At 74.3% G+C, this 24,021-nt stretch carries 19 protein-coding genes; 8 read left to right on the top strand and 11 right to left on the bottom strand.

Annotated elements, in window-relative coordinates; translation table 11 throughout:
* The first annotated feature begins 65 nt into the window (after nt 1-65).
* Entirely contained in the window at nt 66-803 is a 738-nt protein-coding gene (locus tag E6U81_RS37590) for a dienelactone hydrolase family protein (protein WP_136234483.1), read from the top strand.
* Nucleotides 804-1,105: 302 nt separating this feature from the next.
* Here the strand turns inward: E6U81_RS37590 and E6U81_RS37585 are convergent, their stop codons facing one another.
* The 3 genes from E6U81_RS37585 to E6U81_RS37575 form a co-directional block, all read right to left on the bottom strand.
* The gene (locus E6U81_RS37585) at nt 1,106-1,786 is read right to left on the bottom strand and encodes a S41 family peptidase (protein ID WP_168714857.1); all 681 of its coding nucleotides are present in this window, start codon (nt 1,784-1,786) and stop codon (nt 1,106-1,108) included.
* A gap of 1,391 nt (nt 1,787-3,177) precedes the next feature.
* Nucleotides 3,178-3,444 (bottom strand): hypothetical protein, encoded by a 267-nt coding sequence (locus E6U81_RS41535; RefSeq protein ID WP_136234481.1) that lies wholly within the window; start codon nt 3,442-3,444, stop codon nt 3,178-3,180.
* Entirely contained in the window at nt 3,431-3,742 is a 312-nt protein-coding gene (locus E6U81_RS37575) for a DUF6400 family protein (RefSeq protein ID WP_240804250.1), read from the bottom strand. Before E6U81_RS37575 ends, E6U81_RS41535 begins: the two co-directional genes overlap by 14 nt.
* 225 nt (nt 3,743-3,967) lie before the next feature.
* Between E6U81_RS37575 and E6U81_RS37570 the strand changes: the two genes are divergently transcribed.
* Nucleotides 3,968-4,243, top strand: coding sequence for an isoamylase early set domain-containing protein (locus tag E6U81_RS37570; RefSeq protein WP_136234480.1), 276 nt, complete (start codon nt 3,968-3,970; stop codon nt 4,241-4,243).
* A 781-nt stretch (nt 4,244-5,024) separates the two neighbouring features.
* Here the strand turns inward: E6U81_RS37570 and E6U81_RS37565 are convergent.
* From E6U81_RS37565 to E6U81_RS41860, 5 genes are all read right to left on the bottom strand, one after another.
* Nucleotides 5,025-5,264 carry a helix-turn-helix transcriptional regulator gene (locus E6U81_RS37565; protein ID WP_136234479.1) on the bottom strand — a complete coding sequence of 80 codons (240 nt, stop codon included), beginning with the start codon at nt 5,262-5,264 and terminating at the stop codon, nt 5,025-5,027.
* 1,931 nt (nt 5,265-7,195) lie between these two features.
* Nucleotides 7,196-7,723, bottom strand: coding sequence for a hypothetical protein (locus tag E6U81_RS37560; RefSeq protein WP_206310123.1), 528 nt, complete (start codon nt 7,721-7,723; stop codon nt 7,196-7,198).
* Nucleotides 7,724-7,973: 250 nt separating this feature from the next.
* On the bottom strand, nt 7,974-8,783 hold the full coding sequence (locus E6U81_RS37555) for an intradiol ring-cleavage dioxygenase (RefSeq protein ID WP_136234478.1): 810 nt from the start codon (nt 8,781-8,783) through the stop codon (nt 7,974-7,976).
* 862 nt (nt 8,784-9,645) lie between these two features.
* Complete coding sequence (locus tag E6U81_RS40325) at nt 9,646-10,191, bottom strand: stress protein (RefSeq protein WP_168714856.1); 546 nt, start codon at nt 10,189-10,191, stop codon at nt 9,646-9,648.
* An 89-nt stretch (nt 10,192-10,280) separates the two neighbouring features.
* Nucleotides 10,281-10,802, bottom strand: a complete 522-nt coding sequence (locus tag E6U81_RS41860) for a stress protein (protein ID WP_136234477.1) — start codon at nt 10,800-10,802, stop codon at nt 10,281-10,283.
* A gap of 884 nt (nt 10,803-11,686) precedes the next feature.
* On the opposite strand from E6U81_RS41860, the gene E6U81_RS37540 reads away from it, so the two are divergent.
* The 5 genes from E6U81_RS37540 to E6U81_RS37520 all read left to right on the top strand — a co-directional run bounded on the left by E6U81_RS37540 (nt 11,687) and on the right by E6U81_RS37520 (nt 19,295).
* Nucleotides 11,687-13,030, top strand: coding sequence for a LuxR family transcriptional regulator (locus tag E6U81_RS37540; protein WP_136234476.1), 1,344 nt, complete (start codon nt 11,687-11,689; stop codon nt 13,028-13,030).
* A 303-nt stretch (nt 13,031-13,333) separates the two neighbouring features.
* Complete coding sequence (locus E6U81_RS37535; protein WP_136234475.1) at nt 13,334-14,434, top strand: substrate-binding domain-containing protein; 1,101 nt, start codon at nt 13,334-13,336, stop codon at nt 14,432-14,434.
* Nucleotides 14,435-16,367: 1,933 nt separating this feature from the next.
* A complete protein-coding gene (locus tag E6U81_RS41855; RefSeq protein ID WP_136234474.1) occupies nt 16,368-18,512 on the top strand; it encodes a PIG-L family deacetylase in 2,145 nt (714 codons plus the stop codon).
* Complete coding sequence (locus E6U81_RS37525; RefSeq protein ID WP_136234473.1) at nt 18,509-18,718, top strand: hypothetical protein; 210 nt, start codon at nt 18,509-18,511, stop codon at nt 18,716-18,718. Before E6U81_RS41855 ends, E6U81_RS37525 begins: the two co-directional genes overlap by 4 nt.
* A gap of 22 nt (nt 18,719-18,740) precedes the next feature.
* The gene (locus E6U81_RS37520) at nt 18,741-19,295 is read left to right on the top strand and encodes a hypothetical protein (RefSeq protein ID WP_136234472.1); all 555 of its coding nucleotides are present in this window, start codon (nt 18,741-18,743) and stop codon (nt 19,293-19,295) included.
* Nucleotides 19,296-19,341: 46 nt separating this feature from the next.
* Here the strand turns inward: E6U81_RS37520 and E6U81_RS37515 are convergent, their stop codons facing one another.
* Nucleotides 19,342-20,754 carry a glycoside hydrolase family 15 gene (locus E6U81_RS37515; RefSeq protein WP_136234471.1) on the bottom strand — a complete coding sequence of 471 codons (1,413 nt, stop codon included), beginning with the start codon at nt 20,752-20,754 and terminating at the stop codon, nt 19,342-19,344.
* A gap of 417 nt (nt 20,755-21,171) precedes the next feature.
* Between E6U81_RS37515 and E6U81_RS37510 the strand changes: the two genes are divergently transcribed.
* Nucleotides 21,172-22,749 carry a DUF6056 family protein gene (locus E6U81_RS37510; protein ID WP_136234470.1) on the top strand — a complete coding sequence of 526 codons (1,578 nt, stop codon included), beginning with the start codon at nt 21,172-21,174 and terminating at the stop codon, nt 22,747-22,749.
* 227 nt (nt 22,750-22,976) lie between these two features.
* Here E6U81_RS37510 and E6U81_RS37505 read toward each other — a convergent pair whose 3' ends face one another.
* On the bottom strand, nt 22,977-23,546 hold the full coding sequence (locus E6U81_RS37505; RefSeq protein ID WP_136234469.1) for a GNAT family protein: 570 nt from the start codon (nt 23,544-23,546) through the stop codon (nt 22,977-22,979).
* A gap of 137 nt (nt 23,547-23,683) precedes the next feature.
* A complete protein-coding gene (locus E6U81_RS37500; RefSeq protein ID WP_136234468.1) occupies nt 23,684-23,896 on the bottom strand; it encodes a hypothetical protein in 213 nt (70 codons plus the stop codon).
* Nucleotides 23,897-24,021 lie beyond the last annotated feature (125 nt).

Raw genomic sequence — 24,021 nt, 5'->3', positions numbered from 1 at the left:
GTGTTGTTCTGCCGGTGGCGGAACACGGGTCGGATCGGGTTTGGTGGTTAGTACGGTCGGGTGTCATGACGGAGATTGTGGGGCGTGTGGTTGAGTATTCGGCTGATGGTTTGACGATGGTCGGGTACCTGGCGTTGCCGGCTGGTGTGGGGTGTCGGCCTGCGGTGTTGCTCGGGCCGGAGGGTATGGGGCTCAGCGACGTCGAGCGCTGTCGGGCCGATGCTCTGGCCGAGTTGGGATACGTAGCGCTGGCTTTCGATCTTCATGGCGGGCGTTATCTGGGTGATCCCGGGGAGATGTTGGCCCGTTGTATGCCGCTGCTTGCCGATCCTGGTCGGTTGCGGGGGATCGGTCTTGCGGCGCTTGATGTGTTGCGTGCCGAACCGCGGTCCGACGGCGACCGGATCGCCGTCGTGGGCTATGGCACCGGGGGTGCCGTCGGGTTGGAACTCGGGCGTGCTGGTGTCGACCTGCGTGCGATCGGGACGGTCAACGCCTTGACCACGGGTCGGCCGGGTGAGGCTGCGCGTATTCGCTGTCCGGTGTGGGCGGGGGTCGGGTCGGAGGATCCGATCATGCCGCCTGCGCAGCGGGAGGCGTTTGCCGCTGAGATGCAGGCTGCGGGTGTTGACTGGCGCCTTGCGGTCTATGGCGGGGCTCTGCACGCTTTCCACCATCCGCCGGTCGACCACCCTGTGGTTGCTGGCGTCGGCTATCACCGACAGCACGCGCAGCGGGCCTGGCGTGACGTCGTCGACCTGCTCGCCGAGTGCCTGCCGGTGACGGAGGGCCTGGGGGCATGACCCGGGGGCGCATGCTGGTGCCTGGCCTGGTCGGGGGGAAGGACTTCCGGCAGCGGTGTTGATGGGGTCCGGATGCCGGCCGCTGTTCGAGTTGTTGGTTGAAGTGTTGGGGGAGGTGGCGCGGTCGGTGGCGATGGCCTGCTGCCTGGTTCGGGCCGTCTTCGTCGCGGTTCGCCGTCGGTGCCGTCCGGATGTGTTTGGCCGTCCGGGATGGGGGAGTTCGGCACGGGTGTGGGGGGATGGGGCCGGGCTGGCCGACTGGGCAGCTGCGTGGTGATGTCGGTGATGTTGTATGCCGTCGGTTATTTCTTGCAGGTGGGTCGGGACTCGAGCCATTTCCGGGCGGTGTTGATTACGGGGTCGTCGGTGCCTTGGTGGATGTCGTGGTCGGTGAAGGTGACGTGGACGTCGGGTGTGATGGGGGTGTTGGCGTAGCGGCGTCCGGTGCGGTCCATGTCGGCGGTGGAGGTGACGAGCAGGAGTGCGCCGTCGCTGAGTGGGTAGGAGGCGTTTCCTGTGGCGAGGCCGGCGGTGGGGAGTCCGAAGCTGCGGCTGTCGGGGCGGCCGCGGAAGGCGATCAGGGTGGCTTCGCCGGCGCTGGCGGTTTTGGGGCCGGTCAGGATCGCGACCGGGGGCCGGGGCTGTTTCAGTACGTAGGCGTTGTGCGTCACGTAGTCGTTGATGCCGCTCGCGCCTGTTTCGATGTTCGGGGGAATGTCTTTTGGGACGGCTTCGCCGCCGATGGACAGCTGTCCTCGGTGCAGCGTCCATGCGGCCTGGTTGCCGTCTGCGTCCACGAAGCCGCCGAGGTGTCCGTCACCCACCAGGGGTGCCAGGGCGTCGAGTTTGGGCCAGATGGCTCCGCCGCTGTCCGCGCGCAGGTCGACGATCCACCCGCAGGGTCGGGACGCGTCGAGCGTGCGGACTACCTGGGCGCCGGTCTTGGCGTAGCCCGTGATCCGGTCGGTGGTCGGCAGCGACACATATCCGATTTCCTGTCCGACGAGGCGGCCGTGGGGCATCGGTGGTGGTCCCGGTGTCGGGTGCCTCCACCTCGGGCGACGGCTCGAGTTTGGCTGCTTGGTCCGGCCTCATGAAGGTGGTGTGCGGATTGTCGAGGGCTTTGACGGCGAGGTCGATGGCGTCGTAGGTGTCGGCGGTGGTCTTGGCGCCTGCGGCTTCTGTGTGGGCCCGGTGCCGCACTTGGGGCCAGTCGACGTTTTTCGTGTCCATGGAGTTGTTCTGGAGCAGGTCCAGGACGTGGTTCAGGTACAGCTCCGCGGCCGCCGACATCTCTGGGGCGGGTTCTGGCGGCGGGGTGGCGGGCGTCGCACGGGGCGGGTCGCCCGCACGGGGCGCGGCGAAGGCGCCGGAGGACCCGGAAGCGGCCCCCACGGCCAGTGCGGCCGATGCGGTGAGGAGGACGAGACGCCGGGCGGGGGTGCCGTTCATGAGGGGTGCTCCTTGTCGCGGTGGGGTGGGCGAGCCGTTTTCGGCTGCTCTTCCATTGCGCTCCGCCGCCTCCGTCACGTCACGCCGCTGCAACTCGTGGCTTGACAGCCTGCGTGCGGCCGGACCGCCACCGTCAGGGCCGTCGCTTGTTTCCGTTGCCCTGGCCGGACCGGGGCCAACAGGATCCCCGTCCTGGGGTTGCCCCGGGCTGCGGGCGAGTGGGGAAGCCGCGTTCAGCCCTCGCGGAGTGCGGTCGGTGCTGTTGCCGCGGCTCTCGTTCGTGCCGGGGCGGCTTCTGCTGCGCAGCGGTCCTTCGCGGGGCTGGCTTCTTCACAGCGGCCGCGGTGTTGCCGGTCCTTTCGGACGTGTTTCACCGGGGGGTGTGAGACCACGGTTCCGCTTCGCCGGGAACCGATCACGCTGCGCAGCGTGTGGCTGGGGGTCTGCGCCGGGCTCCCACAGGCTCCCGCGGGGTCGGTTCGACCGGGCGGGGTGCTGGTTGAGTGTTTCTCCGGAACCGTGTGCGCTCATCCTGACGGTGAGGCCTTGGGTGTGCCGCCCGGACCCACACGTGCGCGTCGTACGGTCGGGGAGGGAGTGGGAGGTGCGGCGTCCTGTGCCTGATCTGCGGTGGCGTGTGCTGTCTGCTGTTTGGGGTGGTGTGCGATGGTGCGACCGGTGTCACGGTGGGTGGGTGGGTGGGGTGATTTCCGGATCTTTGCCTGCCCGGTGGGGGAAGGAGACGGGTGTATCTGTGGCCGGCGCTGACTGGTCCGCGTGGGGCTGCTGGAGCAGGCCGGTCGGCTGTGTTCGCCTTCTGCGGCAGCGTCGTCGACCGGTTTGTGGGGCTGTCGTGGTTGATTTCCGGGTGGTGGGTGGTGGGTGTTGGTGTGTTTGCTGGGTGGTGTGTGGGGGTGGGTGGTTAGTGGTGGGGTGCTGGGGGTGTGGGTCGGGGTGGTGGGTGGTGGGGGGTTCGGGTGGTGCCGAAGTGGGTTTCGTGGGTCCAGACGTGGGTGCAGGTGGGGCATTGGAGGTGGAGGAGGCTGCCGGTGTTGGTGAGGAGGTAGCGCCAGTGGGTGGTGCAGGTTTGGTGGTTTTGGCAGGTTGTGCAGTGGTGGGTGTCGTGGCATTGGGGGCAGGGGATCCAGGCGCGGCGGCCGGGGTCTGCTTGGGGGTCAAGGGGCAGCATGGCCGTGGTGGCGGTGGGGGAGTATGCCGGCGGTGGCGAGGGTGTTGTAGAGGTGTTGTTGTTGGGGGTCGAGTCCGGAGTAGAGGAGGTTGTGGGCGGCTTCTTCGCCGTGGAGGACTTCTGTGGGGTTCCAGTGGGGGCCGAGGGCTTCGATCATCTGGGCGCGCCGGAGTACCTCTTGTGAGGTGAGGTCGATGGTGAAGTCGGCCAGGCCCGCGGACGCGTCGCTACCGCTACCGGTGGCGGCGGCGCCGGCGCCGGTGGTGTGGTCGTCGGGGGAGGGGGTGTGGGGGGTCATGCCGTTGAAGTTAGGTAACCCTTCCTTGGCTGGTCAAGGGAGGGTGGGCGGAGTCACAGGGGGCCGGTGGTCGTTTTCCTGCTCTGGTGCCGGGGGCTGGTGGTCGGGGGGTTCGTGCATGTCGCCGAGGCGGGGTGGGGGGTGGGTCTCGGAGTGCGGTGCGGCGGTCCAGCGTCGAGGATGGGCCAGTACATCGCCGTCGTACTGCCAGTCAGGAGCAGGCCCATGCTGGAGCGCACACTGCGCAAGGACCGCACCGAGGTCACTTTTGTCCTGCCCGCGGACACCCCGCCGGGGCCGGTCAGTGTCGTGGGGGATTTCAATGGCTGGCAGCCCGGTGTTCACACTTTGGAGCCGCGTACGGATGGCAAGCGGGCTGTCACGCTGACGCTGCCCAGTGAGCACACCCATTCCTTCCGCTATCTGGCGGCGGGTGATTACTGGTTCAACGACGAGAGTGCCGGTGACCGGGACGGCCCCAACAGCCGCCTGCACACCTGACCCCGCTCCCGTCCGGGCTGCCTGGTCCTGCACCGGCCCGGCCCCCGGCCGGTCAGTCCTGTGCCACCTCCCGGGCCGGCCGGTCTGTCTGGTTCGGTGAGGGGCTGTGCCTTCGGCCGGTCTGCCTGGTCCTGTGCTGGCACCTCCCGGTCCGGTCTGCCTGTTCCGCGCCGGCCCGCCTTCGGCCGGTCTGTCTGGTTCCGCGCCGGCCCCGCCTTCGGCCGGTCTGCCTGTTCCGGCGGCTCCGCCCCCGGTTGGTGTGTCTGGGGTTCTGTGCGGTCCTGCCCCGGCTGGTGAGCCCGTCGCTGTCGGCCGAGGGTGACGTTGTAGTCCTTGCTCCTGCTGCTGGGAGAGGGTGCCCGCAGGGTCGGTGTCGCCCGGTGTCGCGCTTCGTGTCCCTTGGGTCGGTCCGGGGGCTTGCGGGTTGTCGGCGGGCTCGGGTGCGCCTGGTGCCCGGGCGTTCTTCTGCCTTGCGATGCTTCTCCGGGTGTTCTGGGGGTCTGGGGTGCATGGCGCCGGGCGCTGCGGGTCTGGCCGGCGCTGCTTCGGTGACCGTGCCTGGTCCTGCGCCGGTCCTGCCCCCCCGGGGGGGTCTGCGTGGTGCTCCGTGTCCGTTCCCGGTGCGGGCCCGGTGCGTTCCCGGTGCGGGCCCGGTGAGAGCTCGGTGTGGGTCGGGGTGTGTGGGTTCTGGTGTGGTGGGGTCGGGTCCCGGTGTGTGGGGGTGTGCGGGGCTCGGGGGAGCAGCGGGCCGGGGGGGGGCAGGGTCTGGGGTGGGGTGTGGTCACAGGCCCAGGGCGATGGCCATGCGGGTCATCTCGGCGGTGCTGTTGACGTTCAGCTTGGCGCGGATGCGGCGCAGGTAGGCGTCGACGGTGTGCTTGGACAGTCCCATGTGGCGGGCGGTCTGGAGGTAGGTGCGTCCGGCGGCGATGTGCCGCAGTGCTTCCTGCTCGCGGGGGGCCAGCTCGGGCGCGGGGGCGGCGGTGGCTGCGGTGTGCGGCGTGGTGAGTGTGGGAGTCATCGGATTTCCTCCGCCGTGTCGGCTCGGTCATCGCTGCTCGCGTCCTCGGAAGCAGGAGGGACATTCCGGCCGAATGTCCCTTTTGTTCTCTTGTTAAGAGCGTGGCCGTGGGACTTCATGAGGCTGTCCGTCGACTGTCACAGCCGTGTGACAGGCCACCCCGCCCCTCCCCCCGCTGCCTGCGCTGTCCCCTCCTTTTCCCCGCCGCCACCCCCTTCCCGCGCGACCCCTGTTCTCTTCGTGCCCCCTCTTTCCGGGGCGCCCGTGCCCCTTCTTCTCGGGCTTCTCGGGCGTTCGCGGTGCTTGTGGTGCGGGTGGTGTTCGCGGCGTTCGCGGGGTGGGTGGCGGCCGGGCCGGGTCGTCGGAGATCTGCGGGGAGGGAGGGCGCGGCGGCGGCGGCGGCGGTGACCGGTTCGGCGTGTGCGTGGGCGGCGAGCAGATGGTGCGCCCGTGGTCGGGGGCGGTGTGTGCCGTGCGGGGGCCCGGGGCGGTCCTCCGCGGCGCGGATGATGGCCGCGGCCGGTGCCGGCGGGTGGCCGCGGCCGGTGGTGGGGTCGGCGCGTGGGGTGAACGCGGAGGCCTCCTGGCCGGTGCTGTCGGCTGGGTGGTGGCCGGTCCGGTGGCGGAGGTACCGGACCGCCCGGGGTGTGCGCGGTGGTGTGGTGGTGCCGGGGGTTGAACCGTAGGGCGCGCTCGGTCTGCCGGTTGTCTGCGGCATCGACGCGGGACGGAGTCGGCGGGGTGGCTACGCGGGAGGGGCGCCCCGGGCGGCGCTGGTCGCGGTGAGTGCCTGTGTCGGCCGGTTACGGTCGCTGTCGGAGCGGCCGCGGCTGTGGCGTCGGCGTGATCGTCACCACCGGCCCGGACGGTCTCCGGCGGCCGGTCCGCGGTGTGGTGGGACTGGCAGTGGGGGTGCGGCCGCCGGGATGTTCGGCTGCCCGCTGCCCGCTGCCCGCTGCCCGCTGCCCGCTGCCCGCTGCCCGCTGCCGCTGCCCGCTGGTCCGGTTCGGTTCGGTTCGTTCCGGTGTGTCCTGGCTTTCGGGTGTAGCGCCGCCACCATGGTGGGCGTCGGGGGCGGCAGGTCGAGGGCCGTGATGGCGGTGATCAGCCTGCGAGGGTCCTACCGGACTTGCTGTGAGGGGGTTCCCGGGGCGGTCGGCGGGTCACCGTGCTGTGTCACCGGCGGCATGATCGCCGTGGAGACCGGGGGCTGGTCGGCGCGCAGCCGCGCACTGGTCTGCCGGGAGGTCGTGGCGGTCCGTGTCGCGGAGGCAGGCTCCTTCGCGCGCAGTGTCCCGCCGGGCCCGGGTTCTGGGGGTCCGGCGGGCCGGTGCGGTGTCCTGTCCCTGGGGCACGCCACTCCGCCTGCCGGGCTCGCCGCTGGTAGGGGGGGTAGTCCGCGGTCACGGCCGCGGCTGCGCTGGGATCGTCCGTACTCGTGCCTCGGAGCGCTGCGTGTGGTGTGCATGGCGCCCAAACCGGCCGTGGCCGACGACAGGAGATCCTCTTCGCGTCCGGGCCGTGTGTGGCGCGGTCCGACGGGCCGGCGGAGACCGAGTCGAAGTCCCCGTCCCCCACGCCCTCGAAGACGGCCTCGCCGGGCGCCTCGCCCAGCGCGTCGCCCGCACCGTCCAAGGTTGCGAAGCCGAAGACGAGCGCCGCCCCGTCGACGACCAGGTGCAGGCCCGTCCCGTTGGCGGGGGTGCGGCCGAGGTGGGCCCGTCCCGGGAGTGCCACTGGTGTGCGGCGGCCTGATGGGGCGGGGTCCTGGTTGGGCCGAGGGCGGCATGTCACACCCGCATGCCTTGTCTGGGGCTCCCGCGCCGCGGCTCCGCATGCTTCACCTTCACCCCCGCATACTCCCTGCGCAGCCCCGCAGCCCCGCAGCCCCGCAGCCCCGCATGTCCGCGGTCGGGGGTGGGGGTGTTGTGTCAGGGGCTGGGTGTGGGTGTGGGGGTGGGGCTGGGGGTGTCGTACACGAGTTTGTAGGTCACGTCCTTGGGGACGGGGGCCGGTGCGGTGTCGGTGTAGAGGAGGCGGATCGTGGCGAACCGCTGGGTGCCGGGGCGGGCGGGCCAGGGCTGGGGGTCGCTGAGGGTCACGGTCACCGGGTAGGGGCGGAAGCGGCCTGCTGCGCAGTAGGGGCGGCAGTCGTTGACCATGTCGGTGCCGGTGGCTGTGGCGGTTTTGGGTCCCCAGGTGTTCCAGCGCAGGTCGACGAGGCGGTTGTTGCCGTCGCCGCAGGCCAGCAGGTATTCGTCGGGGCGTACCTGGCCTTTGGAGAAGCAGTCGACCACGACCGGGTCGGGTGGGGGCGCGGGTGCGGGCTGGGTTGCGGAGGCCGGGATGGCGGCGGCCGCGAGGGCTGCTGCGGTGCTCAGCAGGATCCCGGTCCGGGTTCGGGTCCGGGTGTGGGCCCGCGGTCCGCGGGGGTTGCGGCCGTCTCCTGAAGCGTCCACGAGGCCTCCTCGCCCGTTCGTCGCGCCCGGCGGCGCTGCGGCCATGCCCAGCTTCTCCGATCCGGGCGCACCCCGCACCCGCTGGCAGTGTCCCGTACCCGGAAGCCGGGTTCTGACCTGCGGATATGTGGCGGCCGGCGGCCCCGGGCCGCGCGGTTCGGGCCGCGCGGTTCGGGCTGCGCGGGTTCCGTCCGGTTCGGGCTGGCTGGGTTCGGGTTGCCTGGGTTTCGGGCTGCTGGGGGTGTTGGGGTCAGGCGATGCCGATGGTGTGGGCGGCGCGGTAGCCGTTGCCGTCGGGGGTGAGGGTCAGGGTCATGGCTCCTCCCGCGGCGCGGTAGCGGCTGTCGCGCTGGTTGGGGTGTTCGGGCGGGGTGCGGCGCGCGTAGGGCCGGCGGGTGTAGATCTGGGTGAGGAGGTCCTCGGGGAAGAAGAACTGCGAGGTCGTCTCGGTGCGGGTGTCGGGGCGGACCTTGAAGTGGATGTGCGGGGCCAGTCCGGCGTACCAGCCGGGCACGATCGTGTGGAACACGCAGCGTCCGGTGCGGTCGGTGATCTGGGTGCCGCGCAGGAAGGTGTCCTTGCCGGTGGAGTAGTCACCGTCGGCGTCGGCGTGCCACACCTCGACGCCGGCGGCCGCGAGCGGACGGCAGCCGTCGGGGACCCGTACCACCGTCAGGTCCAGTCGCAGCGGTACTCCGCCGCGGCCCTGGGTGATGTCGGAGCGGACCAGGTCCAGATCCAGGTAGTACGGTCCCGCGCCCGCCCCGACGGCCAGGACACAGGCCGGGGCCGCGGCCTGCGCCGTTTTCGACGGGGCCGGTGAGGGGGGCCGGGGCGGGGAGGCGGACCGCGCTGCTGCCGCACCCCGCGTTCCGGCCGGGGCGGCGCACGCCGCGCTCAGGACGGCTGCGGCCCCGGCCGAGCCGGCGGCCAGCAGCAGGGCACGACGGCTGGCCGGAGAGGAGACCACACCGCCGCTGTCGCTGTCGTCGTTGCTGTTGTCGGCGCCCGGGCGGGCATCGGCGCCGATACCGGTATCGGTCTCGTTGTTGTCGGCCATGCGAACCCCTCACACACGCCCCGGATGCCGCCTGCGCACGGGGGGCGGACGGCTGGACCCGGGCCCCACCGTGCCGGACGCCGTCCTTCCCGCCCGGCACCGACACACCCCCGTCCACCCCACCGGCTCCCCACCCCGCCCCGCCGCCCCTGTCGTGCCGGCCCGGAAGCGGCCCGGAAGCGGCCCGGAAGCGGCCCGGAGGCGGCCCGGAAGCGGCCCGGAGGCGGCCCGGAGGCGGCTCGGAGGCGGGTCGGGCGTGGCGGTCGGCCGGGCGCTTCGCTGCGCACGTGCCTCGGAGGCGGCCGGTGCGGTCGTCTGTTGGGGCAGGCCCTGGATGGTGCCGAGGGCGTGGCCGGGGGCCTGGTCGTGGCTGCCGTCGCTGCGGGTGATGACCTGCTTCAGGCGTCCGGCACGGTAGCGGGCGGCCACTGCCGCCCCGCCCCGACGCGGGGGCGGGCCGGCTGGCCGGTGGGTGGGTGAGGCCTGCCCGGGGCGTCCGGCCCGGTCGCGTCGAAGGCGTTGTCGGGGCCGGGGAGGCGGCGCCGGTGGGCGCGGTGTCATCGGTCGGCGCGGCCCCCCGTCCGCGGCCTGCCCGGTGGGTGGCGAACGGTGCTGCAGGTCGTCGCAGGGGGTGTCCGGCGGGCTGTTGCGGCCGTCGGGGTACGCGCCGGACGCGTACCCTGCAGCCGCCCGGGGGGCCGCAGCGTACGCGGCACGGCCGGACGGGGCTGGAGCGCGCCTCGTCGGGTACTGGCATGGGTCCCCGCGCGCGCCCGGCGGCCCCCTGCCGGTCGTCGGGGTGGACGAAAGCCGGAGGGGGCCGCCGGTGGGCCTCGCGGGGGTTGCCTCGGGTCGGGGGTGGTTACCAGGAGCGGTTGAACTTCACGTGGCCGCCGTTGCGCTCGTACCAGCCGACGAAGCCCCAGTTGATCCAGCCGCCGTCGCCCTGGTTGGTGAACTGGCCGGACTCGAAGACCCACAGGCCGTAGTGGATGTTGCCCCACTGGACGTTGGCGTAGACGCGGGTGCCCTGGAACTGGTCGTTGTAGTTCTGGCTGAGGTTGAACAGCATGACGTTGTGCCGGCTGCCGGCGGCCTTGAACGCCTTGTCGACGGCTTCCTGCACGAAGGTGCCGCGGTTGTCGGTCTTGATGCCGCGCAGGGCGTCGGTGATGGCCTTGCCGCGGCCGAGCTGGTCCATGGAGACGCTGACGCTCACGCTCTTGTCGGCGGCGGGCGCGGCGTCGGGTCCGGATGCGGCGGGGGAGGAGGCGGCCGGGGAGGCGGGAGCGGAGACGGCGGCGGGGGCCGGGGCGGGCTGTCCGGCGGCCTGGGCCGGGAGGGCTGCCGCCCCGGTCAGGGTGAGCGCGGTCAGGGCGATCGTGGCGAGCGTGGTGTTGCGGCGCATGGCGATGAAGTCCTGTTCTACGGGGACGTGTACGGGGGCAGGGGCGGAACGGGGCGGGGCGGGGCGGGAGTGGGCCGGTGGGTGGCGGGTTACCAGGAGCGGCGGAAGTTCACGTGGCCGCCGTCGCGGTCGAACCAGCCGCGGAAGGCCCAGTTGATCCAGCCGCCGTCGCCGTGGTTGGTGAACTGGCCCGACTCGAAGACCAGCACCCGGTAGGTGCCGTGGATGCCGCTGACCTTGGCGTCGTAGACCACGCCGCGCAGGTTGGGGGTGTAGCGGTTGGCGTTGTTGATGACCATCACGTTGTAGCGCTGGCCGGACTCGTAGAAGGCCCCCTCCATCAGGGACTTCACGTAGCCGGAGCGGTTCTGCTTGCGCTCGATGGCCTCGGTGACGATGTTGAAGATCTTCTGGGTGATGTCGAGGACCGCGGAGGCGACGTCGACCTTCCCCGCGAGGGCGCCCGCCTCACCCGGGGCGACACCCGAGACGGCGGCCGGCGCGGGCACGGGCGCCGGGGCGGCGTAGGAGGCGGCGGAGGGCAGCAGGACCCCCGCGGCGGCGACCGAGCTGACGATCATGACGGCGACACGCTTGCGGCTGATACGCATATCTTTTCTCCTCCAAGGGATGTATCGGACATTCGGTGGTCGTGAGGGCCCGGGGTGGGCTCGGGGTGGGCCGCGAGCGGCCCGGGAGCGGGCCGTGAGGTGAATGCGGGGCTGTGAATCCGGTGCCACCGGAACAGGATTTTTCGGGAGTGTGCGGCCGGCGCCGACAGCCCGTGGCCGGAAAGGAAAAGATCGGGCCTATTTCAGGCCGAACCCATTCCGCCGACTCCTCTCCCGCCCCGGATTGCTGATTTACTGAAAGCGCTCTCGGTCATCGGGGGCGGGGGAGGGTTTTTCCGTCACCAGGAAGTGGTGAGATGGGCGGCCGCGTCGTTGTGCGGCGCCCTCCCGCCGCCGGTGCGGCGGGGGGCCCGCGAGGGGGAGGGGCCGGTGATCCGCCGGTGCAGCAGGACGGCCAGGCATCCGGCACAGAGCAGCGAGAGGGCCTGCCACCAGGGAAGACCGGCTTCCCTGTGGCCTGGAGGGGGGTTCGGCATCGGGTTCTTCCAGTGACTTTCGCGCGAGGGTGGAACCTGGTGGTGCCCGATCGGCTCTACAGGGCCGGAGGGCAGTGGCTTGCGGGGTTCGTCCACTCGGTGTCCCCCGGACGGCCGTCGCACGGGGCGGCGGTCCGTGCGGAAGCCGGACCGGATCCGGAGTCCGGCGCCGCGCCGGAAACGATGCTGCCCGCAATACCCACGGCCAGCGCCGCCGTGCAAAGGAACCGAGTGAACTTCATGCTGTTCTCCTGAGAAAGTGAATTCCGATCTGATTCCTGCCGGGTCTTTCTTTCCGGTGACCCAAGAATCTCCGGCCCGGAACTCGGGGTCCAGCGGGTACGGGCCTCAGCAAGGTGCGTGGCACGAAAGGGAGGGGTGCAAAACATGGACAGAACCAGAGATACCGGGGCATCCGCAGAGGCGCCGGGAGCGTTACCACCCCCACCGGCCCCCGACCGGGATCGGTACCCGGCCCCCGCTGCGGCCCCGGATCCCGGCCCGGCCGCGCCCCGGTACCCGAACCCGGCCCCGTACCCGGCCCCGAACTCCGACCCGGCCTTCGCCGCGGTCCCCGCCCCGGACCCGGCCGCGCCCCCGTACCCGAACCCGGCTGCGGACTCGGCCCTGTACCCGGCCCCGGATCCCGGCTCCGCCGCGACCCGGTACCCGAACGCGGCCCCCGACCCGGCTTCCCCCGCCCCCGCCCCGGCGGACGCCGCGGAGCTCGGGCCGACCGCGGTCAGGCTCTACACCCGCCTGTTGGAGGGCGGCCCCCAGCCGACCACCGCCCTGGCCGCCGCCCTCGGCCTCGCCGAGGACCACACCGAGCGCGCCGCCGCCGAGCTGGCCCGCCACCGCCTCCTGGCCCGCGACCCCGACGGCGCCCGCGCCCGCTGGCGGGCCGTCAGCCCCTACACCGCCGCCGCCGAACTGGTGGGACCGGAGGAGAACCGGCTGCGCCGCCGCCTGGAGACCCTGGAACGCACCCGCGCCCGCCTCAGTTCGCTGATCCCCCTGTACGAGGAGACCTACCGCCGCGGCGCCGACTCCGGCGCCGTCGAGGTGGTCGAGTCCCGCGACCGCGTGATGCTCCTCATCGCCGACACCGCGGCCCGCTGCACCGAGGAGGTCCTCACCGTCCAGCCCGGCGGCGGCCGCCCGCCCGGCTACCTCGAGCGCGCGCTCCCGCGGGATCTGGAGATGCTGGGCCGCGGAGTGCGCCTGCACACCCTCTACCAGCACACCGCCCGCTACAGCCCGGGCACCCAGGAGTACGTACAGGCCGTCGCCGCCGCCGGCGCCGAGGTCCGCACCCTGGGCGAACTCTTCGGCAAAATGCTGGTCTTCGACCGCGCCACGGCATTCCTCCCGGTATGGGACAACCCCGACGCGGCCGTCGTACTGCGCGAACCCTCCGCCGTCGCCTTCCTGTGCTCGGTCTTCGCCAACGCCTGGAGCCTCGCCGAGCCCTTCGCCGCCTCCTACACCGCGACCACCTCGGCCCAGCTCCAGGACACCATCGCCGGCCGGCTCGCCGGCGGCGCCAAGGACGAGCTCATCGCCCGCCGGCTCGGCATGTCCCTGCGGACCTGCCGGCGCCACATCGCCGAGCTGATGGACGAACTGGGAGCCGAGAGCCGCTTCCAGGCCGGATACCTCCTCGCCCTGCGCTCGGCGCCCGCCGCCCCGCCCGCCGGGGACCCCCACCGCGCCACGACCGCCCCCTGAAGCCACCCCGAACCCCGCCCGACCCCCGCCCGAGCCCGGCCTGCCCCCGGCCTGCCCCCGCCCCGGAACTCCCTCGCACCACATCTCGAACACCCACCCGCCCCTCACCCTTCAGGAGTTGATGCCACAGCAGGAGCCGGACCCCCACCGGCGAAGGAAAGCCCTGACCGGGCCGGGCGAGGCACCACGATGACAGCGTTGCCATCTCGTTAAGGATTCACTTCTTGACGGCAGCGGTGCGGGCACGTTGACTGCGTCCACCTCGGCCGTATCCCTACGGCCCCGTCAGGGAGGCATCACCTCGTGAACGCGTACCCGGGGCGTGCCCCCGTTGCTCTTGCCGTCGCGGCACTCGCCGTCACACTCACCGCCTGCGGCACCACCGAAGCCGGCAGCGCCGGCGACGGCGGCGGCGACGGCGCGGTCAGGATCGGCCTGCTGCTCCCCGAGAACGAGACCGCCCGGTACGAGAAGTTCGACAAGCCGCTGATGGAGAAGAAGGTCGCCCTGCTGACCCTCGGCAAGGGCAAGGTGCTCTACGCCAACGCGGGCGGCGACGCGGCCAGACAGAGCGCCCAGGCCGACACGATGATCAAGGACAAGGTGGACGTCCTGGTCATCGACGCGGTCGACTCCAAGGCCATCGCCGGCGCGGTGACCAAGGCCAAGGAGGCGGGCATAGCGGTGGTCGCCTACGACCGCCTGGCCGAGGGCCCCATCGACGCCTACACCTCCTTCGACAACGAGGACGTCGGCCGCGTCCAGGGCAAGGCCCTGCTGGAGGCGCTGGGCGACAAGGCCCGCAGCGGCAGGATCGTCATGATGAACGGCGCGGTCACCGACCCCAACGCCGCCAGCTTCAAGACCGGTGCCCGCTCCGTCCTGGACGGCAAGGTGAACGTCGGCAAGGAGTACGACACCGTCGAGTGGAAGCCGGAGAACGCCAACACCAACATGGCGGCCGCGCTCTCCGCGCTCGGCAAGGACAAGGTCGTCGGCGTCTACTCCGCCAACGACGGCATGGCCGGCGGCATCATCACCGCCCTCAAGGCCGCCGGCGTCTCCCCGCTGCCCCCGGTCACCGGCCAGGACGCCGAACTCGCCGGAGTACGCCGCATCGTGGCGGGCGAGCAGTACATGACCGTGTACAAGCCCTACGCCCGCGAGGCCGAGGCCGCCGCCGAACTCGCCGTCCTCCTCGCCCAGGGCGAGAAGATCGACGGGATCATCAACCAGGTGGTCTCCAGCCCGACCACCAAGCGCATCCCGGCCGTCCTCATCCCCGGCATGTCGGTGACCCGCGACAACATCCGCAGCACCGTGGTCCTCGACGGCGTCTACACCATCGACGAGATCTGCACCGAAGCCCTCAAGGCCGCATGCCAGGAGACCGGCCTGAAGTAGCACCGGTCGGCGCCCGTACGTCCACCCGGTCGCGGGGCGGGACGAACGCGCGGGCAAGGCGCCGCAGGCCGGGCCGGGCCGGGCCGGGGGCGCCGGGCGCCCCCCCGCCGGCCGGCTCCGGCAGCCCCGCTCGCCCGTGCGGCGCGCCGAGCCGCCGCCGCACGGCACCGCGCCGGCCGGGCCCATCGCCCACCCGGCCCCGGCCGCCGGCCCGGGGGAGCGGGTCCCGCTGACGGAACCCCCGGCGCACCCTCGCCCGCCCCCCGACCGGACCGCCGGCCACGCGGCCACCGGTCCCCGGACCGCCGACGTACGTCCCCGCCGCCAGGCCCCGGACACCCTTCCCCGGCCCCGGCGCGGCCGGCGAACCCAAGGACCCGGCCGAGCACCGGGGCACGCCCCGCTCCACGGGGAAGGCCGTCCACCCGGGCAGGGGCTTCCCCACCTGCCGGTGCGTCACCGCACCGCCCGAAGCGGAGAACGCCTGCCGCGCCCGGCGGCACGCCGAAACCGGTGCCAGCCTCTCCGGCCGGCGGCCGGGCGGGCCTGTGCCGATCGGCCGCCCGCGCGGCGATGCACCGGCCCGTCGGGCCCACCGCGCCGACCGCCGGCCCACCCGTCCCGGGCTGTGCGCCGGGACCGGTACCGGCCTTCCCGGCGGGGTGACGCGGGCCTGCGTCGATCGGCTGCCGTGCGGCGACGTGCCCGTTCGGCGGGCCCGCCGCGACAACTGCCGCCTACTGGTACCGGGCTGCGCGCCGGGACCGGTACCGGCCTCCCCGGCGGGCCCTTGCCGACGGATGTGACGGTCGGCTGCCGTGTGGCGACGCACCAGTCCAATGGGCCCACCGCGACGACCACCGGCCCACCCGTCCCGGGCTGTGCGCCGGGACCGGTACCGGCCTTCCCGGCGGGGCCGACGCGGCCCGGTCGGCTGCCGTGCGGCGATGCACCAGCCTGGGCGGGCGTGCCGCGATGATCACCGACTACCCGTCCCGGGGTCTGTGCGCCAGGACTGGCGCCGGTCTCCCCGGCGGGCCGACGCGGGCCCCTGCCGACGTATGTGCCGGTCGGCTGCCGCGCGGCGATGCACCAGCCCGGGCGGGGGTGCCGCGCCGGCCGCCGGCCCACCCGTCCCGGGCTGTGCGCCGGGACCGGCACCGGCTCCCCGGCGATCCGACGCGGCGCCTGCGCCGGTCGGCTGCCGCGCGCCGTGGCGACCGCCGGCCACCCGGCCCAGGCCGTACGCCGGGACCGGACGCGGGATACCGCCCGCCGCCCGCCCGGTCCACCGGTTCGGGGCCGTCACCGAGCAGGCAGCCGGCCACCCGCCCCAGGACCGTAGCCGCGTCAGCCGCGCGTCCGCCCGGTCCACCGCCCCGGAACCGTCACCGCGCCGACCGCCGGGCCACCCCGACCCACCCGCCCCCAACCCACCCACCCACCCCGACCCCGGTGGTGTGAGCGACCTCACCGGCGCCGTGTCCGACCGTGCGCCCGGCCGTGCGGACGCCCGCCCGCCGGACTCCGCCCGCTCCCGGCCGGACACCCCCGGAGGAAACCCGCAGAAACCCGCAAATCCCGGCAGAAGCCCGGCAGAAGGCCGCGAAAACCCTCCCGCCCCGGAGCCCCGCCCACCGCCCCCACCGCCCCGCGGACCCCGCACGCGCCCCGCCCGCCCGCAACACCCCGGGAGTGACCCACACCACGCCACCCCCGCCACACCCCCCACCCAACAGATGTCAAATAGGGACAAGCTGCCCATATGTTGCATTCAACTGGTTTGTTTCCATATGCCGCTTGATGGTGTGTCAGCAGAAAACACGCGGGGCATAATCGGCCCCGGTCGTCTCCGGAAGTGCTGGAGCCATCGGGGCACCGACTCCGCCCTTCGGCGCACACCGCACCGGACCGACCCCCAAGGCGCCCGCAGATGTCCCTGGCCAGCCGCACCCGCACCGCGGCCCTGCTCGCCGCACTCACCATCGGCGCCGCCGGGATCACCACCTGGGCCTACGGATACACCACCGCCCCCCGCACCGCGGCCCCCCAGACCCCCCTGCTCCCCAGCGTGACCCGGGGCACGGTCCTCCAGCTCGTCGCGCACCCCGACGACGACCTCTTCTTCATGAACCCCGACCTGAGCCGCTCCATATCCACCGGCGTCAAGGTCACCACCGTCTACCTCACCGCCGGCGAGTCCGACGGCAGGAACGAAGCCCACAGCCCCCACCTGCAGGACCCCACCCGCCCCGCCGACCACGCCGCCTACGCCGAAGCCCGCCAGAACGGCATACGCGCCGCCTACGCCGAGATGGCCACCGGCCGGCGCACCAGCGCCTGGCAGCGCACCTCGGTACCCACCACCGGCGGCGGCAGCGCCGAGGTCGACGTCCTCCTCGCCCGCCCCGAGGTCAACCTGGTGTGGATGCAGATGCGCGAGGCCCGCAGCATCTCCGGCGACAACCCCGACAGCCTGCGCGGCCTGTGGGACGGAAAGGTCCCCGCCCTCGGCTCCCAGCTCGCCTCCGGCACACCCGTCACCACCCCCTTCTCCTACACCAAGGACCAGGCCGTCCAGGCCATCGCGAACGTCCTCGCGCTCTACAAACCCACCACCATCCGCACCCAGGACCCCACCCCCGGCCGCACCCGGCCCGCCGGCGCCTTCCTCGACCACCAGGACCACATGTACGGGGCCCGCTTCGTGCAGGCGGCCACCGAACGCTACGCCGCCCTGGCCGACCGCCCGCACTTCTCGGTCCAGAACTACGTGAGCTACCCCAACAGCTCCCTGCCCCCCACCCTCGACGCGAAGGCCGCCGAGGAGAAACTCGGCTACCTCAAGACCTACGCCTGGAGCGACCACCAGGACTGGTGCGGCAGCCCCGCCGGCTGCGGCGACCGCAAGACCGCGACCCGGCCCACCGGCGCCGGATGGAACCAGACCATCCGCTACAGCCGCGGCGAGAGCACCACCTGGATGACCCAAGGCGCCCCCGGCCGGCTCTACGCCTTCGCCGCCCTCGACGGCCAGATGGCCTACTGGACCCGCCCCACCCCCACCGCCGACTGGCAGGGCCCCCGCTTCCTGCCCGCCACCGCCCCCGGCACCGCCATCGACGCCGGCGCGTCCACCGCCCGCCTCCCCGACGGCCGCATCGCCGTCCTCGCCACCCGCACCACCCTGGGCGCCACCCCCCAGGACTACCGGCGCGAGGCCGTCTACGCCCTCCAGAGCGCCCCCGGCGCCGACTTCGGCCCCTGGCAGAACCTGGGCACCCCCGACACCGGCGACACCTCCGCCACCACCGCCCTCGGCGCACCGACCGCCGCCGTCGACGCCACCGGCCGCATCACCGTCTACCAACGCGACTCCCGGCGCACCCTGCGCGCCCGCACCCAGCCCGCCCCCGGCGCCGACTTCGGCCCCTGGCAGAACCTGGGCGGTACCGGCCTGCAGGGCGACCCCGCCACCGCCACCGACAGCGCCGGGCGCCGCCACGTCTACACGGCCACCGACACCACCGTCCTGGCCTGGACCCAGCCCGCCCCCGGCGCCCCGCTCGCCGGCCCCTTCCCCACCGGCCTGCCCGCGACCACCGGCGTCCTCTCCGCGACACCGCAGGACGACGGCGTCCGCCTCTCCTTCCGCCGCCCCTCCGTCGGCACCGCCACCACCACCCTGGCCACCGCCACCGCCGGCGCACCCCTCTTCACCCCGCCCGCCGACGCCGGCGGCGAAGGCGGCTACGGCGCCATCGCCGCCGCCGGCCACCTCCTCGCCGGCCGCGCCGCCACCGGCACGGCCGCCGTCACCCTCCCCGGCCGGGCACCCGCCTGGTCGCAGTCCCAGATGCTCTACACCGGCGCCCCGGCCGCCGTGACCGCACCCGACGGCACCGGCCTGGCCGCCGCCCTCGGCCTGGACGCCGGCCTGCACCTCACCACCACACCCCCGCCCACCCCCACCCCCGGCACGCCCGGCACGCCCGGCGGGTCCGTGCCGTGGCACCGGGCCGTCGCACCCACCGCCCTCGCCCAGGCCGCCCGCCAGGGCTCCGGGTGGCACGGGTGACCACCCCGGGCGACGATGACCACCCCGGCCACCCCCGCCGCCCCGGCCACCCCCGCCGCACCGCCCACGCCAGCCACCACCCCGGCAGCGCCGAACACCCCGGCCCCCCGGGCCACCCCGCCCGCATCGGCCACCCCCGCCACACCCGCCGCCCCGAGCCGGGCCGGCAGCAGCCCGCCGCGGCCCACCAGCTCCCCCCGTCCTGACCACCGGCGATCGGGACCCCCCGTGACCGCTTCCCACACCCCCCGCCCACCCACCCGCACCCGTACCCGCACGCGGACGGCAGCCGTCCACAGCCTGGCCCTGGCCGCCTGCCTCGCCGCCGCGGCCCTCACCGCCGGCTGCCGCGACGACACCGCCCCGGCCTGGGAGTACCCGCGGCTCGCAGCCACCCTGAACACCCTCTCCACCGCCCTCGCCCAGGGCTGCGCCACCCCCGACCCCGACCACTGCGCCGCCGGCCTCGACCGCCTCGACACCCTGGCCCGGCGCGCCTTCACCGAAGTCCTCGACCACCGCCTCCTCGACCAGGCCTGCCTCGAAGCCGAGAGCGAGGTACGCCGCGCCAGAACCCTGCGCCTGGCCGCCACCGCCCACGCCCGGCAACACGCCCAGACCCACGCGCAGGCCCAGGGGCAGGGGCAGGACCCCCGCCACCCGGCCCTGGAACAGGCACGGCGGGCGGTGGCCGCCGAACAGGCCGCCTACCGCCGCCTGCTGGCCGCCCTGGAGAAGGTCCGCGCCACCCCGCCGCCCGGCGCGCCGACCCAGCCCGTCTGACCCGGCCCGCCCGACCCCGCCCGACCCGGCCCGCCCGACACCCCGTCTACGGCCACAACGGCAGGGGCAGGGGCGGCGGCAGGGGAGGGGCCGACAGCCCGCCGGCATCGAGCGCCACCAGCGACAGCACCACGATCGAACCCGTCCACGCCAGCGGCGCCACCGATGCCGGCCGGCCCGCTGCGTCCACCTTCTCCGGCAGCTCACCCAGAGCGTTCCGCTTCGACAGCACCCACTGCAGCACCGGCCCCGCCTTCGCCGGCCGGCCCCCCGCCGCCCAGGCCAACGCGAAGAACGCCGTACTGGGCGTCCACGCCACAGCCCCCCACGGCGCCCCCGGATCATTGCCCGGAGTCAGCCCCCCGTTGGGCAGCAGCAGCGCCCGGTAGGTGGCCTCCAGCGCCGCGGGCACACCGGCGGCCGCCGCGTTGAACGGCGGCGCCATGAACGCCACCGCACTGTCGCGGCCGTGCCGCCCGTCGACGGTCCGCTGGTAGCCGAGCGGGAAGAACCGCTTGGAGATCCCCGCCGACAGCCGCCGCGCCGCCCGCGCCCAACGCGCCGCATCCTGCGGCCGGCCCGCATCCCGCGCCAGGTCCGCCGACGCGTTCAACCCGGCCAGCAACGGCGCGGCCGTACCGATGTTCGCCGTCGCCGTCATCAGCTCCCAGTAGTCCGGAGAAGCCGGAGGCAACCCGTCCGCCCCCAGGGAGAGCGCCGCACGGTCGGCCGCCCTGCGGATCATCGGATACAGCGCCGCCAGCCGCTCCCGCCGCCCCTCCACCGGCGCCACCCGGTACCACTGCCACGCCGCCCACGGCACCCAGCCGTTGGCATCGAGCTGCCACCGCCTGGCGTCCGGCGGCCCCGAACCGTCCAGCTTCGTACGCGCCTCCCAGCTGCCGTCCCCGCGCTGGGTCGCCGCACTGTGCCGCAGGATCCGGAAGGCCTCCTCGTCATGCCCGGTGTGCGCGAACGCGGCAGACGCGAAACTCGAATCCCGCGGCCAGGAGTACATCCACCCCGGACTCCACCCCGCCGCCATCGCCCCGTTGGGCCGCAGCAGCGCCCGCATCGCCAGCAGCGCCCGCCCGGCCGCCGCCCGCTCGGCCGCCGTCCGCCCCGGGACACGGCCGGACGCCAGCCAGGCCCGGCTCTCACCGATCTGCCGCAGCGCCCGCCCGTCCCCGGCCGCGACCACCACCGACACCGACCGCCCCGAAGGCAGGTACCGCCACCGCCCCGACGCCAGCCGCAGCACGTTGCTGCCCTCCACGTACCGGGCACCGGCGGCCAGCGACGCCGAAACCCCCTCGGCGGCACTCGCATTGGACAGCACACCGACGGCGGGAGCGGTCAGCCCCGACAACGGCGCATGACCGCCCGCCCCGCACACGGGAACGGCCGTACTCGTGAGCGCCGCCGCAACCACCGCCCAGCAGCCGAGGACACCGGGCATCGCCACTCCCTCCGCCGCATCCGCGCCCCGCACACCGGGCGCACCCGCGGACCCTGACCCCCACTCATCCTCGAAGACCACCGCCCACCCCGCCACGGAAGCCCCGCCGCCCGGGTGACCCCCCCAGCCCGCAGCCCGGGTGCCCCCCAGCCCCGCAGCACCTGCAGCCCCCGCAGCCCGCCCCGGCACCGCAGCCCCCCGGCAGCCCGCGATCCGGCACCCGCACAGCCCGCCCCGCGGCCGCCCCGGCCCGCATCCCGCCCCGCCCCGGCCCGCATTGCGCCCCGCCCCGGCCCGGGATGCCGCCCGCGGCGAACCGTGCACATCATGGGTGTTCGCGGGCCGTGCGATCACCACAGCCGGCGGGGCGCACCGGCCGCCCTTGCCCGAGGGGCCCCCGCTGCGAAGGGGAGGCCCATGAGCACCATGGCGGCCGAGGGCGAGGAAGAACGCGTGAGCCCCTCCTCCCACACCGGCCCGGACCCGGCAACCGGCCCCCGCCGACTCCCGCACACCCTCCTGCCCGCCGCCGCGGCGACCCTCCTCGCCGCCGCCGGAGCCCTCGTCGCCGTCGGATGCTTCCTCGGCCTCTACATCCGCCCCACCTCCGACGACTGGTGCGCCGCCTGGAAAGCCCGCGACCTCGGCGTCCTCGGCATCACCGCCGACTTCTACACCACCCAGAACGGCCGCATCGCCAACGCCTTCCTCAGCGGCCTCCTCTACCGCGACGGACCGGCCGGCACCAAGATCCTCCCCACCCTCATCGCCGTCCTGCTCACCGCCGCCCTGGTCCTGCTGGGCCGCCGCCTCCTGCGCGCCCTCGGCCACACCCCGCCCCTGCTCCTCCTGACCGCCTGCGCCCTGGTCCTGCAGGCACTCCTCTACTTCGCCGGCACCCGCAGCTACCAGGTCCTGCTGTGGGCCCCCGCCACCATCTCCCACACCCTGCCCGGCGTCATCGGCCTGTGGGCACTCCTGCTGGCCCTGGCCACCGTCTCCCACCCCCGCCGCGCCGTCCGCACCGCCGGCCTCGCCGGCGCCCTCCTCATCGGCTTCGCCCTCGGCACCCTCAGCGAACCCTTCGCCCTCGTCAGCGGCCTCGCCGCCGCCCTGACCGCCCTGCTGTGCCTGCCCCGCCTGCGCCTGGCCACCACCTGGCGCCCCTTCACCTGGTGCCTGCTGTGGTGCACCGGCCTCGTCTGCGGCCTCGCCGTCCTCTACACCTCCCCGGGCGCCCGCTGGCGCCGCGCCCAGCAGCCCGAGAAGGAACCGCTGCTCTCCGCGGCCGAACTGCGCGCCACCTACGAGGACTGGCTGCACATGTGGGACACCGTCACCGGACAGTGGGCCTACCTCGCCGCCCCCGCCGCCGGCCTCCTCCTGGGCCTGGCCGCCACCCTCCGCACCCCCCGACCCTCACCCTCGACCTCACCCTCACCCCCGACCTCAACCCCGCCCCCGCACCCGACTGCGCGGTGGACGCGGGCCGCCCTGCTGCTGCTCCCGCTGCCCGTGGTCCTCCTGGGATCCTTCGCGGTCGCGGCGGGCCTGCGCAGCGGATACGGCCCCACCGGATGGACCTACGCCCGCACCTGGACGAGCTACCTGCTGCCCATGGAACTGGCCCTGTGCGGCTACGGAGCCCTGCTGGGCGCATGGGCCGGCCCCCGCCTCGCCGCCCGCCGCCCCGCCGGCCCGGGCACCCTGGCAGCCTGCGCCACGGCCGCGTTCTGCCTGACCCTCGCCTCGACGGCCTCCCTCGTCCCCGCCCTCCAGCAGCTCACCACCACCACGGTGGCCCGCTCCATCGCCTGGGACGCCCAGAACGCCCGCATCCGCACCGAAGCGGCGCAAGGCGCCACCGACGTCGGCTACCGCCCCCTGCCGATCGGCAGCCTCGCCGAACCGTTCTTCACCGCCGACTACAGCCGCGACTGGGTCGCCGCCTGCGTGTCCCGCTGGTACGGCGTCGACCGCATCCACCGCCGCTGACCCCACACCCCCGACCCCACACCCGACCCTCCGGCCCGGCCCGCGGCGCCGACGCCAGGCCCTTCACCCGTCCGACCGGCCGCGCCCTGCCACGTACCCGGCGGACACGCGCCGGCCTTCCCGCGAGGCGCACCGCCGCTGCCGCGTGCTCTCCATCCGCCGCCCCGGCAACTCCACGACGGGCACGCACCCGCCGCGCCCGCACACCACCGGCGCCCCCGGCCGTCTCAGCCGGCGGCGGCCCGCCCCGGCCGTGCGGGCGGCGGTACGGGGTCGATCGCCAGCCGTGCGTGCAGTTCGACGTCGTGGCGGACACCGTCGTACTCGAGCTTGCGGCGCTGGATCCCCTCGACCGCGAAGCCCGCAGCCCGCGCCACCCGGCACGACGCCGGGTTGTCGACCCGGTGGCCCAGCTCCAGCCGGAACAGACCGGCGTCCTGGAAGGCCCAGGCGGCCACCGCACGGCAGCCGCCCGACGCGGCGCCCCGCCCGCGGGCCGCCGCAGTCGTCCAGTACGACACCCAGCCCGTGCGGTGACGCCGGTCGACGGCGCCGACCGCCACGTTCCCCAGCACCGCGTCCGCCCCGTCGACGACCGCGAAGGCGAAAGCGGATCCCGCGTCCCACTGCTCCGCCCGGGCCGCCAGCCACCGCCGCGCCGCAGGCAGGGCCGCGATCGGCTCACCCGCCTGCCGGGCCATCACCGGTTCGGCGAACGCCGCCAGCACCGCCCCGGCGTCCGCCGGCGACCAGCGCCGCAGCCCAAGCCCCGGGGACACCTCGAGATGATCACGCACCCGCCCCAGTCTGCCCCGGCCCCGGGACCGCCCGCCAGCCCGATTACCCGCCCGCCGGCCCGTACCGCCCGCCGGACCCGGACCCGGGCCAGGATCCGGCCGCGGCGTCGGGCCCGGCCGCGGCGCGGGAGACCGGATCAGGCCTCGCGGTCCATCACCCGGCGGGCCGCCTCGGCCTCCGCCGCGGGCGGAGAGAGCTCGTCGAGGGTGTCGAGCTCGTCGTCCGAACCCAGCTCCTCCTCCCACGCGGCCGCCAGCCGCTCCTGCTCCCCGCGCGGCCGGCCCGCCACGGCCTCCCGCCGCTGCGGCTCCAGCGCCGCCAGGAAACGCCCGACCGCGTCCGCCGTCATGCCGTACTCCTACTCGCCGTGGGACAGGGGGAGAGGCCCCCCGGCCCAGCATCGCGAACCCGGCCCGCACCACCGGCCCGACACGGCACGCCGCCACCCGAATGCACACGCCCGCCCCACCCCGC

Source organism: Streptomyces sp. A0592 (assembly GCF_004795115.1).
In the GTDB taxonomy this organism is placed as follows: domain Bacteria; phylum Actinomycetota; class Actinomycetes; order Streptomycetales; family Streptomycetaceae; genus Streptomyces; species Streptomyces erythrochromogenes.
The sequence above is the reverse complement of the archived record's forward strand: the minus strand, read 5'-3'. Positions and strand labels throughout refer to the sequence as shown.

Bases quoted from the DNA above. Each gene is read 5' to 3' on its own strand.
- E6U81_RS37590 (WP_136234483.1), top strand. From the start codon at position 66: ATGACGGAGATTGTGGGGCGTGTGGTTGAGTATTCGGCTGATGGTTTG.
- E6U81_RS41535 (WP_136234481.1), bottom strand. From the start codon at position 3,444: ATGCTGCCCCTTGACCCCCAAGCAGACCCCGGCCGCCGCGCCTGGATC.
- E6U81_RS37575 (WP_240804250.1), bottom strand. From the start codon at position 3,742: ATGACCCCCCACACCCCCTCCCCCGACGACCACACCACCGGCGCCGGC.
- E6U81_RS37570 (WP_136234480.1), top strand. From the start codon at position 3,968: ATGCTGGAGCGCACACTGCGCAAGGACCGCACCGAGGTCACTTTTGTC.
- E6U81_RS37565 (WP_136234479.1), bottom strand. From the start codon at position 5,264: ATGACTCCCACACTCACCACGCCGCACACCGCAGCCACCGCCGCCCCC.
- E6U81_RS37555 (WP_136234478.1), bottom strand. From the start codon at position 8,783: ATGGCCGACAACAACGAGACCGATACCGGTATCGGCGCCGATGCCCGC.
- E6U81_RS40325 (WP_168714856.1), bottom strand. From the start codon at position 10,191: ATGCGCCGCAACACCACGCTCGCCACGATCGCCCTGACCGCGCTCACC.
- E6U81_RS41860 (WP_136234477.1), bottom strand. From the start codon at position 10,802: ATGCGTATCAGCCGCAAGCGTGTCGCCGTCATGATCGTCAGCTCGGTC.
- E6U81_RS37540 (WP_136234476.1), top strand. From the start codon at position 11,687: ATGGACAGAACCAGAGATACCGGGGCATCCGCAGAGGCGCCGGGAGCG.
- E6U81_RS41855 (WP_136234474.1), top strand. From the start codon at position 16,368: ATGTCCCTGGCCAGCCGCACCCGCACCGCGGCCCTGCTCGCCGCACTC.
- E6U81_RS37515 (WP_136234471.1), bottom strand. From the start codon at position 20,754: ATGCCCGGTGTCCTCGGCTGCTGGGCGGTGGTTGCGGCGGCGCTCACG.
- E6U81_RS37510 (WP_136234470.1), top strand. From the start codon at position 21,172: ATGAGCACCATGGCGGCCGAGGGCGAGGAAGAACGCGTGAGCCCCTCC.
- E6U81_RS37500 (WP_136234468.1), bottom strand. From the start codon at position 23,896: ATGACGGCGGACGCGGTCGGGCGTTTCCTGGCGGCGCTGGAGCCGCAG.